Genomic DNA, 14,104 nt, shown 5'->3' with positions numbered 1-14,104 from the left:
GTCCGCTCCAACGGCGAGATCAAATGGCGTGGCGAGCTCATCCACCTTTGCAGCGCTCTCGCTGGTGAAACAGTCGCCGTAGAGGAAACCGCCGATGGGCAATGGCAAGTGCGCTTCTTCAACGTGCCGATCGGCATCATCGATCAGAAAACATCGACGCTGCGGCGCTGCGCTAGCGCAGCGCCGCAGCGGACCGAACCATGAACGATTGTTACCTATCCATCCGGGCTGTTTTGTTACCCTTCCATCCGCTGGACATCGCCGCAACGCGGCGAGACGGGTGAGGGGTTGCCTCAGCAAGCACTCTCTGACTTTTGAATACGCCGCAAGATACCCCTCATCCGGCGCCATAGCCGAAGCTTTGCTTCGGCGTTCTCTTAAGGCACGGCCGCCGGAGGCGGCCTATGCCACCTTCTCCCACAAGGGGAGAAGGAAGCAGCATCAAACGCGGCAAGAAATTCCGACCACGCTTCGTATCAAAATCACCATCGGCAGGCGCTTACGCCGCTTCCTGCACATCGCCATTCACCAGCCTGCGCGCAGCGCGTTCTGCTTCGCGTGCGTTGCGGAAGAGCTGGCCTTCGAGACGGTTGAAGCGGTCGGATGAGGCGAAAAAGCAGTAGCCTCCAGAAGAACGAACGACGATACCTGCGGTCTGCGAATCGACTTCGATGATGTAGCTGTCCGGCATGATCCGTGGATTCCTCAGTGCGGGCAAATAACGGTGCTCCTGCCCAAAGGTTCCCAGGCATTTGAGGCCGTTTCCACCCCGAATCGACACGCAATTGAGTACGCCGGGACCTCATCCGTTTTATGACTGGTTCTTGGCGAAGCCGCGACGAGCACGACGCAGTGGCGCCGCGTTTGGCGGCGCTTGCTGCGTCTTCGTGAGATGAGGCAGAGCGTCGCGCGCGACTACGTCGCGATCGGCGGATCGTTTCGCTGGATCGCCTGCGGACGGCCGTGGTCGTCGATCGAGACGTAGGTGAAATGGCCGTCGGTGACGAGGAACGGATGCAGCTCCTTGCGCCGCAATGCCCAGGCCTCGAGATGCACGGTCAGCGAGGTGCGCCCGACGCGCACGAGATTGGCGTAGACCGAGACGAGATCGCCGACATAGACCGCTTTGCGAAAATTCATCGCCTCGATCGCGACCGTCACGGTGCGCGACCGCGCGACCTTCGAGGCAAACACGCCGCCGCCGACGTCCATCTGGCTCAATAACCAGCCGCCGAAGATGTCACCGTTAGCATTGGTGTCGGCGGGCATCGCCAGCGTGCGGATGCAGAGATCGCCGCTCGGCCCGGTCGTGGCTTGCTCGTTCATGCCTCTCTCACTTGAGATTGCTCACTTGAAATTATCCCAGCCCGGATCCGGCGCGAAGCGCGCGCCGAATCGTTCCGCCAGCCCGCGCAGGGTGGATACAATGTTTTCCACGCCACGCGTGCGCGCATAGCTCAGCGGACCGCCGCGGAACGGTGCATAACCGGTGCCGAAGATCATGGCGCCGTCGACCGCATCGGCATCGTCGACGATACCCTCGCGAAGCGCCGCGACGCAGACATTGGACATCGGCAGCACCAGGCGGTCGATCATCTGATCGGTGACGCGCGGACCGGTCTCGGGAAGCGGTGCCTTCTCCGCCTTGCCGTCCTTCCAGGTGTAAAAACCCTTGCCGGCCTTGCGGCCGAGCTCACCTTTGGCGACCTTCTCGCGCAGCCAGGCCGGCGTCGGCGGCAACAGGTCGCCGAACTTCGTGCGCAGCATGTCGCCGACGTCGAGGCAGATGTCGAGCCCGACCTGATCGGCGAGCTCGATCGGCCCCATCGGCATGCCGAACTGCTCGGCCGCGGCGTCGATCAGGCGCTGGTCGATCTTCTCGTCCAGCATCACCATCGCTTCCAGCATGTACGGCGTCAGCGCGCGGTTGACGAGGAAGCCGGGCGAGCTCTTCACGGCGAGCGGCAGGCGGTCGATCGCGCCGACGAAGGCGAGCGCCTCCCTCAGAACCTGGGGATCGTTGCCGTCATGGCTGACGACCTCGACCAGCTGCAGCCGCGACACCGGATTGAAGAAATGCAAACCGACCAGCCGCTCCGGCCGCGCCAGCGTGGTGCGCAGATCCTGAAGCGGGATGCTGGAGGTGTTGGTCGCGAGGATCGCGCCCGGTTTCATCCGTGGCTCGAGCCCGCCATAGACCTTCTGCTTCAGCTCCAGCTTCTCCGGCACCGCTTCGATGATGAGATCGGCGTTGCGGACGCCCTCCCCGTCCAGGTCGGGGATGAGGCGATCGAGCGCGTCGCGCACGTCCGTGGGCTTGCGGATGATCTTGCCGTAGAGCTCGGCGGCGCGCTTGACCGCGCCTGCGATCGGCTCCGCCTTCATGTCGGCGAGCGAGACGCGCAGCCCCTGCCCCGCGCACCAGGCCGCGATGTCGCCGCCCATGGCGCCGGCGCCGATGACGTGGACATGTTTCACCGTGCTGCCGGAGCCTGCCGCCTTCTTCATCTGCTCACGCAGGAAGAAGACGCGGATCAAATTCTGCGCGGTTGGCGTCACCATCAGCCTGGCGAACGACGCCTGCTCGGCCCTCAGCATCGCGGCCTTGCTGCCGCCATGGGCCTCCCAGAGATCGATCAGGGCGTAAGGCGCGGGATAGTGCTCGCGCGATGCAGCCTTCGCGGCCTCCGAGCGCATGCGCTTGGCCAGCAGTCCGCGCACCGGGCCGAGACTGGCGGCGCGCGTGAGCAGACCGGGCTTGGCCCGCTTCAGACGGCCGAACAGCGCATCCCTCACCGCGCCCTGGACGTGCCGTTCCTGCGTCACGCTATCGACGAGGCCGAGCGTCTTGGCGCGGCGCGCGTCGATGGTGCGGCCGGTCAGCATCAGCGCCATCGACTGGGTCGGATTGACCAGCGCGGTGAACCGCGCCGTGCCACCGAGGCCGGGATGCAGGCCGAGCATCACCTCCGGGAAGCCGAAGCGCGCACCATCGATGGCGATGCGCGCCTGGCAGGCCAGCGCCACCTCGAGCCCGCCGCCGAGGCAGAAGCCATGGATGACCGCGACCGTCGGCAGTTTTAGCGCTTCCAGATGATCGACCACCGCATGCGCGGCGCGAATGCGTGTCTCGACCATTTCGGGATCCGCCGCGCCGCGAAATTCGTTGACGTCGGCACCGGCAATGAAGCCGGACGGTTTTGCGGAGCGGATCACGAGACCTGCGGGACGCTCGGTCTCGATCGCCGCGAGCACGGCGTCGAACTCTTCCATCACATCCGACGAGAGCGTGTTGGCGCTGGCGTCAGCGCGGTCGAACAGCAGCCAGGCGACGCCATCGGCATCGCGCGTCAGCTTGAAGTGCTTGTAGGGACTGTCCGGCGCCGGTTGCGGCCCAAGCTCCAGCACGCGGTCGGCGAGCACGGTCATGATCTTGGAATCCATGGTCACACCGCCTCGATCAGCATGGCGCCGCCGAGCCCGCCGCCGATGCATTCGGTGGCAACGCCGCGCCGCGTGCCTAGCCGCTTCATCGCGTTGACGAGATGCAGCACGATGCGATTGCCGGAGGTGCCGACGGGATGGCCGAGCGAGATGGCGCCGCCATCGACATTGAGCCTTTCACGATCGATCTCGCCGGCGGCGCCGTCGAAGCCGAGAATCTCACGGCAGAATTTGTCATCCTTCCAGGCGGCGAGACAGCCGAGCACCTGCGTCGCGAAGGCCTCGTTCAGCTCCCAGGTCTCGACCTCGTTGATGGTAAGATTGTTGCGCATGAGCAGCGGCGTCACCGACATCACGGGCCCGAGCCCCATGATGCTGGGATCGAGCGCGGCCCAATGGCTATCGACGATCGCGGCCTTCGGCGTCAGCTTGTGCTTGGCGACCGCCTCGTCGGAGGCGAGGATCACCCAGGAAGCACCGTCGGTGATCTGCGATGAGTTGCCGGCGGTGACCTGCCCCCAGGGACGTTCGAAGACCGGCCTCAGTTTTGCGAGAGACTCGGGCGTCGAGTCCGGCCGCACGCCGTCGTCGTGATCGAAGAACTTGCCGTCGCGCGAGAAGGCGGTCTCGACCTCGCCTTTCAGAAAACCCGCGCTTTGCGCCTGCGCGAGCCGGCGATGGCTCTCGGCGGCATAGGTATCGGACTGTGCGCGCGTAATGCCGAAGAGATGGCCGACGACCTCGGCGGTCTGGCCCATGTTCAGATCGGTGACGGGATCGGTCAGTCCGCGCTCGAGGCCGATGATGGGCTTCAGATAGCGCGGTCGGAGCTTGAAGGCGGCGGCCAGCTTCGCGGCCACGCCCTTGGCGGTGGCAAGGCCGGCGAACCAGCGCACGCCCGCGTTTGGCCAGACCAGCGGCGCGTGGCTGAGCGCCTCGGTGCCGCCGGCGAGAATCATGTCGGCATGGCCTTCGCGGATGTAGCGGTAGGCGGTGTCGATCGACTGCATGCCGGAGCCGCAATTGATCTGCACGGTGAAGGCGACCATGTCCTCGCCCATGCCGAGCCGGAGCGCGGCAACGCGGGCCGGATTCATCTCGTCCGCAATCACATTGACACAGCCGAGGATGACCTGGTCGAAGCTGTCAGGCGCAAACGGCTGGCGCGCCAGGAGCGGCCGGCCGCATTGCACGGCGAGATCGACCGGCGTGAACGGACCGGGCCCCGAACGCGCCTTCAAGAACGGCGTCCGGCTGCCGTCGACAATGAATACCGGTCGTGCCATCAGCTCGCCGCCCTCTGCTCACCGAGTTCCTGGAAGAACTGATGCACGTTGACGGTTTTCTTGTAAATCGGCGACAGCGCATCCGGCGCAAAATCGTCGACTTCGATCACTTTTGTGACGGCTTCGCGGGCAGCGGCGAGTTGCTCACCCTCGGCTTGCGTGATCACGCCTTTTGTGACCGCCTCCTTCCAGTCGCGGATATGCGCAGCACGCAGGCGCTTGGCGACGGCGTCCGTGCTCGCGACCAGCACGAACGCGCGCTCCAACCGGGCAAAGCCAGCGTCATCATCGACATGAGCCAGATCCGGCGTGAGACGCTCGCGTGCCGCCGACGGCTCCAGCACCAGGCTCGCGCATTGGTGCACGACGCGGTCGGAAGGACCGAGCACGCGGGCGCCGAAGGGCTGGACCACGAGCTTGAGGATGCCGGCGACGAAGCGATTGGGCAGATTGGCAAGGATTTCGGCAAGCCGGTTCTCGATGGTTTTGAAGCCGGCCGCCATGCACCATTCCAGCGCGGCAAAATCCTCCTTCTGCCGGCCTTCATCCTGCCAGCGCTTCAGCGCGGCCGAGAGCAGATAGAGTTCGGACAGGATGTCGCCGAAGCGCGCCGACAACATTTCCTTGCGCTTGAGCGCGCCGCCAAGGGTCAGCAGTGCCATGTCGGCGCAGAGCGCAAAGGCCGCGGAGTAGCGCGAGAGCTGGCGATAGAATGGCGTGGCATCGCCCGCGTCGGGCGCCGGCGCGAATGCGCCAAAGGTCCAGCTGCGGCCGAAGGCGCGGAACAGCGTCCGGAAACTATGGCCAACATGCTTCCAGAACGCCTTGTCGAACGCGGTAAGCCCGCGCTCGCGATCGGTATCCGCCAGTGCATTCATCTCGCCGAGCAGGTAGGGATGCGCGCGGATCGCGCCCTGCCCGAACACGATGAGGTTGCGGGTCAGGATGTTGGCGCCTTCCACCGTGATGCCGACCGGCACGGCGCGATGCAAATTGCCGAGATAGTTTTGCGGACCGTCGATCACGGCCTTGCCGCCATGGATGTCCATGGCGTCGTCGATCGCGGTGCGCATCCGCTCGGTCGCGTGCAGCTTCATGATGCCGGAGATGACGGCGGGATGAACGCCCGCGTTGAGCGCCGCGCACGTGAGCCGCCGCGCTGCATCGAGCTGATAGGCGGTGGCGACGATGCGCGCGAGCGGCTCCTCGACGCCCTCGAACTTGGAGATGGAAATGCCGAATTGCTCGCGGATACGGGCATAGGCGCCGGTGGTGCGCGCGGCATAGGCGGCACCCGCAGCAGAGAGCGACGGCAGCGAGATGCCGCGGCCGGCGGCAAGCGCCGTCATCAGCATCTTCCAGCCCCGCCCGAGGCGCTCCTTGCCGCCAATGACGTAATCGAGCGGGATGAAGACATCGCGGCCCCAATTCGGGCCGTTCTGAAACACCTGCATCGACGGCAGATGGCGCTGGCCGATCTCAACGCCGGGCAGATTGGTCGGGATCAGTGCCAGGCTGATGCCGAGCTCGTCCTGATCGCTGACGAGATGATCGGGATCATAGGCCTTGAAGGCGAGGCCAAGCAGCGTCGCCACCGGACCAAGTGTGATGTAGCGTTTGTGCCAGTTCAGCCTGAGGCCGACGACCTCGCGGTCCTCGAAGGTGCCCTTGCAGATGATGCCGGTGTCGACCATTGCGGCCGCGTCGGAGCCGGCCTCGGGACTGGTGAGGCCGAAGCAGGGAATGTCGCGGCCGTCGGCGAGGCGCGGCAGCCAGCGCTGCTGCTGCTCCCTGGTACCAAAGCGCATCAAGAGCTCGCCCGGACCGAGCGAGTTCGGCACCATCACGGTGACCGCAGCGGCGATCGAGCGCGTCGAGATCTTGCGCACCACTTCCGAATGCGCGTAAGGCGAGAAGCCGAGGCCACCGAACTCCTTCGGAATGATCATGCCGAAGAACTTTTCGCGCTTGACGAAGTGCCAGACGTCCTGCGGCAGGTCGCGCAATTCCCAGAAGATTTTCCACTCGTCGAGCATGGCGCAGAGCTCGTCGACGGGGCCATTGAGGAAGGCCCGTTCCTCATCCGTGAGCGTCGCCTGCGGGACCTTCAGCAGCTTCGACCAATCAGGGTTGCCGGTGAAGAGATCGGCATCCCACCAGGCATCGCCCGCCTCCAGCGCCTCGCGCTCGGTGTCGGACATCGCCGGCAACACGCCGCGCGCCCAGGAGAAGATCGGCTTTGTCAGAGTGTCGCGGCGGAAGCTCATGGCGGACCTCATGCATCGGCGCGGTGACAGGGCATTTTAGCGGAAAGTGACGGGCGGCGGTGAAGGGTTCGGCTGCAAAATTGACGCGGCCCGACGGCCGCCCAACGGCCATAACGGCCGGGGCGCGGGGGCGGTTCCGAGAGGGGGGAATCGGCCGCGCTCGTCCTCACCGTCATTCCGGAGCACGCGAAGCGTGAGGCCGGAATCCATCGTAGGGCAGCGTTGGTCGGTGAATGGATTCCGGGTTCGCGCCTGTCGGCGCGCCCCGGAATGACGGCGGGCGAATGGTGCAGCCTAGTCCGGCCGCACCATCTCGAACATGTTTTCCGGCTTGATCTCGAAATAGTCGCCGCGGCGGCCGGCGCGGACGATGGGGCGGGCGGCGGCGGTCTGGTAGACGCCGTCCTTGATCATGGCCTTGTCGATGTGGACGGCGACCACCTCGCCGAGCGTCAGCCAGGCGTCGGCCTCCTTGCCGTTGGCGCCCTTGAGGCGGACGATGTCGGACACCTTGCACTCGAAGGCGACCGGGCTCTCCCCGACGCGCGGCACGTTGACGAGCTTGCCGGGCACGGCGGTGAGGCCCGCGACCTCGAACTCGTCGACCTCTGGGGCGACATGGGCTGCAGTCGCGTTCATGTGCTTCGCCAGATCCATCGTGGCGAGATTCCAGACGAACTCGCCGGTCTGCTGCATGTTCTCGACCGTGTCCTTCCAGTTGGTCGAGGAGAAGCCGATGATCGGCGGCACGTAACAGAACGCGTTGAAGAAGCTGTAGGGCGCGAGGTTGACGTGGCCCCTGGCGTCGCGCGAGGAGATCCAGCCGATCGGCCGCGGCGCGATGATGGCGTTGAAGGGATCGTGCTTGAGGCCGTGGCCCTTGGAAGGTTCGTAGAAGTACAGGTTTTTGTCGGTCACGCGCTGCTTCCGTTTCGTCATTGCGAGCGCAGCGAAGCAATCCAAAGTCTTTCCGCGGAGGGATTCTGGATTGCTTCGCTGCGCTCACAATGACGGAGTTTGTTGATCCGTCCTTGGCCGCCATCCGCCCCGTCAAGAGCGGCGCGAAGCTGCTTATAGGAGGAAACGGTCCCGCCCGTCAGTGGCGCGGCGACAGACCCGCGATGACGAAATCGATCATCTGGTCGATGGTCGGGCCCGGCTTGGTGGCGCACTGGGCGATCATCTGGGGGTGGAAGAACCGCATCATCGCGGTGCAGGCGCACAGCGAGGCCAGCTGCAGGTCCGGCGCCTCGAACTCGCCGGAGGCCACGCCTTGGGCGATCATCTGGCCGATCGTCCCGGCAATGCACTCCATATGTGCGACGCAGACCTCCCAGTCCTCCTGCATCGCGATCTCGACCATCTCATGCAGCTTGTTGTCGCCGACATAGCGCTCGCTGTTCATGCGATGGATGGTGGTGAGCAGCTCGCGGAAGCGCTCCTTGACCGGACCGGGCCGGGCCACGATCCGCTGGGCCTCAAGTTCGACCTCTCCCATCAGCGAACGGGCCACCGCCTGATGGATCGCCTTCTTCGATTCGAAGAAGCGATAGACGTTGGCGGGGCTCATCCTGAGCTCCTTGGCGATGTCGCCGACCGTCGTCTTCTGGTAGCCGATCTGGCGGAACAGCCGCTCGGCCACCTCGAGGATACGATCCCGGGTGTCGCCTTCGATATGTTCCGCAACCAGTGTCATCTGTCAGGACTCGTTCGTCAGTACTTCATGTCACTTATTCAGCCGCCTCAGCAAGCGGAATTGCGCGCCGGTCATCGCTCCCATGCTGCGGCGCGGCAGGCTGCTCGACGGAGCCGGCCTCGTCCAGGCTCTTCCTGAACCACAGGGCGTAGAGGCCCGGCAGGTACAGGAGCGTCAGGAAGGTCGCGACGAACAGGCCGCCCATGATGGTGATCGCCATCGGGCCCCAGAAGGCCGAGCGCGACAGCGGGATCATGGCGAGGATGGCAGCGAGCGCCGTCAGCACCACCGGACGGGCACGGCGGACGGTCGCCTCCACGATCGCCTCGCGCCGGGTCAGGCCGTGGCTGACGTCGGTCTCGATCTGGTCGACCAGAATCACCGTGTTGCGCATGATCATGCCGGCGAGCGCGATCAGGCCGAGCAACGCCACGAAGCCGAACGGGGCGTTGGCGACGTTGAGGCCGAGCGAGGCACCGACAATGCCGAGCGGCGCAGTCAGGAACACCAGGATCAGGCGCGAGAAGCTCTGCAGCTGGATCATCAGCAGCGTCAGCATCACCATGACCATCACTGGGAAGAGGATGAAGATCGAGGCATTGCCCTTGGCGGATTCCTCGAAGGCGCCGCCCGGCTCGATCCGGTAGGCCGGCTCGAGATGATCCTTGATCGCCTTCAGCTTCGGCGTGATCTGGTTGGTGACGTCGGGCGCCTGCACGCCGTCGATGACGTCGGAGCGCACGGTGATCGCCATGTCGCGGTTACGCCGCCACATGATCGGCTCCTCGTGGGCATATTCGATCTTGGCGATCTGCTGCAGCGGCACGGCCACCCCATTGCGTGAGGTGATGGTGAGATCACCGACGCCGCCGAGATCGAGCCGCTCGGACGGGATCGCACGGGCGACCACGCCGACCTTCTCGATGCCGTCGCGCACGGTGGTGACCTGCGAGCCCGAGATCAGCATCGCGAGCGCCTGCGAGACGTCCTGCGGGGTCAGGCCCATGGCGCGGGCGCGATCCTGGTCGACGACGAGCTTCAGGTAGGGCGACTGCTCGTTCCAGTCGAGCTGGACGTCCTTGACGCTCTTGTTCTGCCGCATGACGTCGCGGACCTGGTAGGCAATCTCGCGCACCTTGTTGGCATCGGGGCCGATCACGCGGAACTGCACGGGGAAACCGACTGGCGGACCGAAATTGAAGCGGTCGACGCGCACGCGCGCCTCGGTCAGGAAGCCATCGGCAGCCGCGTTCTCGATCTTGGCCTTGATGCGCTCGCGCGCCTCGACGCCCTTGGCGACGATGACGATCTCGGCGAAGGCCTCGTTCGGTAGCTGCGGGTTGAGGCCGAGCCAGAAGCGCGGCGAGCCCTGGCCGACATAGGACGTATAGGTCTCGATGTCCTTGTCGTCCTTCAGCAGGGTCTCGGCCTTCTTCACCGCCTTCTCGGTCACGTTGAAGGCGGTGCCCTCGGGCAGGCGCAGCTGCAGGAACAGCTCAGGCCGCTCCGACAGCGGGAAGAACTGCTGCTGGACGTGACCGAAGCCGACGATCGAGGCGACAAAGACGCCGACGGTCGCGACCACCACGGTGATGCGGTGATTGACGCACCATTGTACGATGGCACGCAAGCCGCGGTACATGCGGGTCTCGTAGACCGCATGCGGATCGTGGTTGTGGTGGGCCTTCATGTCGGGCAGCAGCTTGACGCCGATATAGGGCGTGAAGATCACCGCCACGAACCAGGAGGCGACCAGCGCGATCGCCACGATCCAGAAGATGCTGCCGGCATATTCGCCGACCGCGGAATTGGCAAAGCCGATGGGGAGGAAGCCAGCGGCCGTGACCAGCGTTCCCGTGAGCATCGGAAACGCAGTGGATTCCCAGGCAAAGGACGCTGCGCGCATGCGGTCCCAGCCCTGCTCCATCTTCACCACCATCATCTCGACCGCGATGATGGCGTCGTCGACGAGCAGACCGAGCGCGATGATCAGGGCGCCGAGCGTGATGCGGTGCAGGTCGAGCGACATCGTGTTCATCACGATGAAGACGATGCCGAGCACCAAGGGCACCGACATCGCGACCACGATGCCGGTGCGCCAGCCGAGCGCCAGGAACGAGACGAACAGCACGATGACGAGCGCTTCCATGAAGGAGTGCACGAACTCGCCGACGGCATGCTCGACCACCTTGGGCTGGTCGGCGATCAGCTTGACGTCGATCCCCTGCGGCACCGCCTTCATGAACTCGGCGGTCGCCTTCTCGACCTCCTTGCCGAGATCGAGGATGTTGGCGCCCTTGGCGGTGACGACGCCGATGCCGATCGCGGGCTTGCCTTCCTGACGGACGACGAAGCTCGGCGGATCGACAAAGCCATGGGTGACGGTGGCGATGTCGCCGAGACGGAATACGCGGCCGTTGCTCTCGACCGGCGTCTCGGCCACGGCCTTGGCACCGTCGAGCGCGCCGGTGACGCGCAGCGGAACGCGCTGTGACGAGGTCTCGACCGTGCCGGCAGGCGTCACGTTGTTCTGCTTGGCGAGCGAATCGAACAGCGCCTGCGGCGTGATGCCGAGCGTGGCGAGCTTGGCGTGGCTGAACTCGACGAAGATGCGCTCGTCCTGGTTGCCATAGACGTCGACCTTGGTGACACCAGGCACCTTCAACAGGCGCTGACGGAACCCTTCCGAGACCTTCTTGAGCTGGGCATAGTCGGCGCCGTCGCCGGTCATCATGTACAGGATGGAATCGACGTCGGAGAACTCGTCGTTCACGACCGGTCCGAGGATGCCTGAGGGCAGCTGGCCCTGCACGTCGACCAGCTTCTTGCGCAGCAGATAGAAGAGGTAGGGCACGTCCTTCGGCGGCGTGTTGTCGCGGAAGGTGACCTGAAGCGCGGTGAAGGCGGGCTTGGAATAGGTCTGCACCTTCTCGAAATAGGGCAGCTCCTGGATCTTCTTCTCGATGGGATCGGCGACCTGCGTCTGCATCTCCTGCGCGGTCGCGCCGGGCCAGATCACGGAGACGTTGACCACCTTCACCGTGAAGAACGGATCCTCGGCGCGGCCGAGCTTCTCATAGGAGAAGAAGCCGGCGACGCCGAGCACGATCATCAGGAAGAGCACCAGCGTCGGATGGCTGACGGCCCAGGCCGAAAGATTGAAGCGCTTCATCGCACTCTCCGAAAGATGATCCAGTTGCAAACAACGACAGCCGCTCTGTTCAAACCGTCGTCGCGAGGCAGCGAAGCAATCCAGGGGGCTGGGCAGGTTCTGGATCGCTTCGCCGCTTCAGCCTTTGCTTAGGGACAAAGGCCGAAACTCACCTCACACGACGAAACTCACTTCTCGCGTCATTCCGGGATGGTCCGAAGGACCAGACCCGGAATCTCGAGATTTCGGGTTCGATGCTGTCGCATCGCCCCCGAATGACAAACTAGAAACTCAGCGACGACACGATCCGCACCCGCTGACTGGGATCGAGCTTCTGCACGCCGAGGGCGACGATCTTGGCGCCCTCTTCGATACCGCCGGTGATGAGCACGTCGTTGCTCTCGTAGGACTTCACTGCGACCGGCCTCAAGGTGACCGCGCCGTTGTCGTCGACAACGAAGAAGGACGGCTTGCCGCCTTCGTTGAACAGCGCCGACAGCGGCAGCCGCGCGACGCGCTCGGTTGCGGCGTCGGACAACGTCAGCGTCGCGGTCATGCCGAGCGCGACCTTGTCGTCGGCCTCGGGCAGCGAGAACTTCGCCAGATAGGTGCGTGTGGCCGGGTCGGCTGCCGGCGCGATCTCGCGCAGCTTCGCTGCGTACTTCTTGTCCGGCTCGGACCAAAGAGTGACGCTGGCGACGCCCGACTTGGCGCGTCCAACCAGCGTCTCAGGGATCGCGACGACCGCTTCCTTCTCGGCAAAGCGGGCGACACGGATCGAAGCCTGGCCCGCGGCGACCACCTGGCCGGGCTCGATCAGCGTTGCGGTGACGACGCCACGGGCGTCGGCAACGAGCGTCGCGTAGGAAAGGGAATTCTTGCTCAGCTCGAGCGCGCGCTCGGCGCGGTTCAGGCGGGCACGGGCCTCGTCCGCAGCGGCGCGGCTCGAGTCCATCTGCGCGTCGGTGGTCCAGCCCTTGGCCTTGAGGTCCTTGGCGCGCTGCTCGGCGGCGGCGGCCTGGGCCAGCACACCGGTGGCGGCGGTCTGCTCGGCCAGCGCCTGCTCGGCCTGAAGCTTCAGATCGACCTCGTCGAGGGTGGCGAGCGGCTGGCCGACCTCGACGGTTTGGCCAACCTCCACGAGGCGTTTTGCAACTTTACCGGCGACACGGAAGCCCAGGTCGCTCTCGATCCTGGGCCTGATGGTGCCGACGAAGCTGCGCTCCGGGGTCTCGGAATCATAATGCGCGGTTGCCACCAGAACCGGCCGCGGCGGCTCGGCCTTTTCGGCGACAGTGTCATTGCACCCAGCCAGCGCGGCGGCCATCAGGGCCAGCGACACACCGGCCAAGAGCTTGGAATAGCTGGACAAAACCGACCGAACGAACATCGGAGGACACTCCTGCGGCTGCAGTGAGAGGAATGTCGACTAATCACTGATAAAAGTCAATAATCGTCAGTCATCAGGAAAGCGTGATCGTTAGGGGTCGGAAGGCTTGGGGATAGTGGCCAAGAAGGTACGATTGCAGGGTAGGCAAAGCGGAGCGTGCCGCCTCTGTCACTGCCGGCAATATGGCGGGCACGGCACGCGAAAGAGCGCGCCTTTGCCCACCCGGCGATCCTCTCACCGTCTCTGTTCGGCGAACTCGTGCTTGCTGTCATGGCCGCCGACGAACACAAGAATGCCGGCGATCAGCGGCAGCACGGCGAGGACGAGCAGGCCGGTCGAGGTCTGCCCCGTCGCCTCCTTGACCCAGCCGATCAGATACGGTCCGCCGAAGCCGGCGAGATTGCCGATCGAGTTGATCAGGGCGATGGCGCCGGCCGCCGCCGTGCCGGAGAGCCAGGCGGTCGGCAGGGTCCAGAACACGCCGAAGCAGCAGAACACGCCGATCGCAGCCACCGTCAGCGCCACCATCGTGAGGGTGGGATCGGTGAGGTAGGACGACACGCCGAGCGCAACAGCGGTGAGCAGCAGCGGTGCGCCGACATGCATGACGCGCTCGCGGCTCGCATCCGAATGCCGCGCCCACAGGATCATGGCGATGGTGCCGAACAGATAGGGGATCGCGGTGACGAAGCCGGTCTGCGCGTTGGTGAGGCCGAACGCCTTGACGATCTGCGGCAGCCAGAACTGCATNCCGTANAGNGCGCCGACGAAGCCGAAATAGATCAGGCTGAGCGCGATCACCTTCGGCGAGCACAGGGCTTCGCCGAGCGAGGGATGCTTCACGGCCTGCTTGATGGCGATCTCGGAATC

10 protein-coding genes and 1 pseudogene are annotated in these 14,104 nt (G+C 65.0%); 1 reads left to right on the top strand and 10 read right to left on the bottom strand.

Going from position 1 to position 14,104, the window contains the following annotated elements; genetic code table 11:
• Positions 1-204 (top strand): annotated as a pseudogene (locus YU9_RS49425) (integrase); the annotation flags it as partial.
• A 295-nt stretch (positions 205-499) separates the two neighbouring features.
• On the opposite strand, the gene YU9_RS0136820 reads toward YU9_RS49425, so the two are convergent.
• From YU9_RS0136820 to YU9_RS0136775, 10 genes are all read right to left on the bottom strand, one after another.
• Positions 500-691, bottom strand: coding sequence for a hypothetical protein (locus YU9_RS0136820; protein ID WP_027577196.1), 192 nt, complete (start codon positions 689-691; stop codon positions 500-502).
• 224 nt (positions 692-915) lie between these two features.
• Complete coding sequence (locus YU9_RS0136815) at positions 916-1,326, bottom strand: acyl-CoA thioesterase (protein WP_027577195.1); 411 nt, start codon at positions 1,324-1,326, stop codon at positions 916-918.
• Between the two features lie 21 nt (positions 1,327-1,347).
• Positions 1,348-3,444, bottom strand: a complete 2,097-nt coding sequence (locus tag YU9_RS0136810; RefSeq protein WP_027577194.1) for a 3-hydroxyacyl-CoA dehydrogenase NAD-binding domain-containing protein — start codon at positions 3,442-3,444, stop codon at positions 1,348-1,350.
• A 2-nt stretch (positions 3,445-3,446) separates the two neighbouring features.
• Entirely contained in the window at positions 3,447-4,730 is a 1,284-nt protein-coding gene (locus YU9_RS0136805; RefSeq protein WP_027577193.1) for an acetyl-CoA C-acetyltransferase, read from the bottom strand.
• Entirely contained in the window at positions 4,730-6,997 is a 2,268-nt protein-coding gene (locus YU9_RS0136800; protein ID WP_027577192.1) for an acyl-CoA dehydrogenase, read from the bottom strand. The genes YU9_RS0136805 and YU9_RS0136800 overlap by 1 nt, the downstream gene beginning before the upstream one ends.
• 294 nt (positions 6,998-7,291) lie before the next feature.
• A complete protein-coding gene (locus YU9_RS0136795) occupies positions 7,292-7,915 on the bottom strand; it encodes a flavin reductase family protein (RefSeq protein ID WP_027577191.1) in 624 nt (207 codons plus the stop codon).
• 178 nt (positions 7,916-8,093) lie between these two features.
• Positions 8,094-8,693 carry a TetR/AcrR family transcriptional regulator gene (locus tag YU9_RS0136790; RefSeq protein WP_027577190.1) on the bottom strand — a complete coding sequence of 200 codons (600 nt, stop codon included), beginning with the start codon at positions 8,691-8,693 and terminating at the stop codon, positions 8,094-8,096.
• A 34-nt stretch (positions 8,694-8,727) separates the two neighbouring features.
• Complete coding sequence (locus tag YU9_RS0136785; protein WP_027577189.1) at positions 8,728-11,865, bottom strand: efflux RND transporter permease subunit; 3,138 nt, start codon at positions 11,863-11,865, stop codon at positions 8,728-8,730.
• A gap of 262 nt (positions 11,866-12,127) precedes the next feature.
• Positions 12,128-13,234 carry an efflux RND transporter periplasmic adaptor subunit gene (locus YU9_RS0136780; RefSeq protein ID WP_027577188.1) on the bottom strand — a complete coding sequence of 369 codons (1,107 nt, stop codon included), beginning with the start codon at positions 13,232-13,234 and terminating at the stop codon, positions 12,128-12,130.
• Positions 13,235-13,468: 234 nt separating this feature from the next.
• Positions 13,469-14,104: MFS transporter (locus YU9_RS0136775; protein ID WP_027577187.1), on the bottom strand; the 636-nt coding region annotated here is incomplete at its 5' end.

This window comes from Bradyrhizobium sp. WSM1743, assembly GCF_000473065.1.
Taxonomy (GTDB): domain Bacteria; phylum Pseudomonadota; class Alphaproteobacteria; order Rhizobiales; family Xanthobacteraceae; genus Bradyrhizobium.
This window is presented reverse-complemented; position numbering and strand designations above follow the sequence as displayed.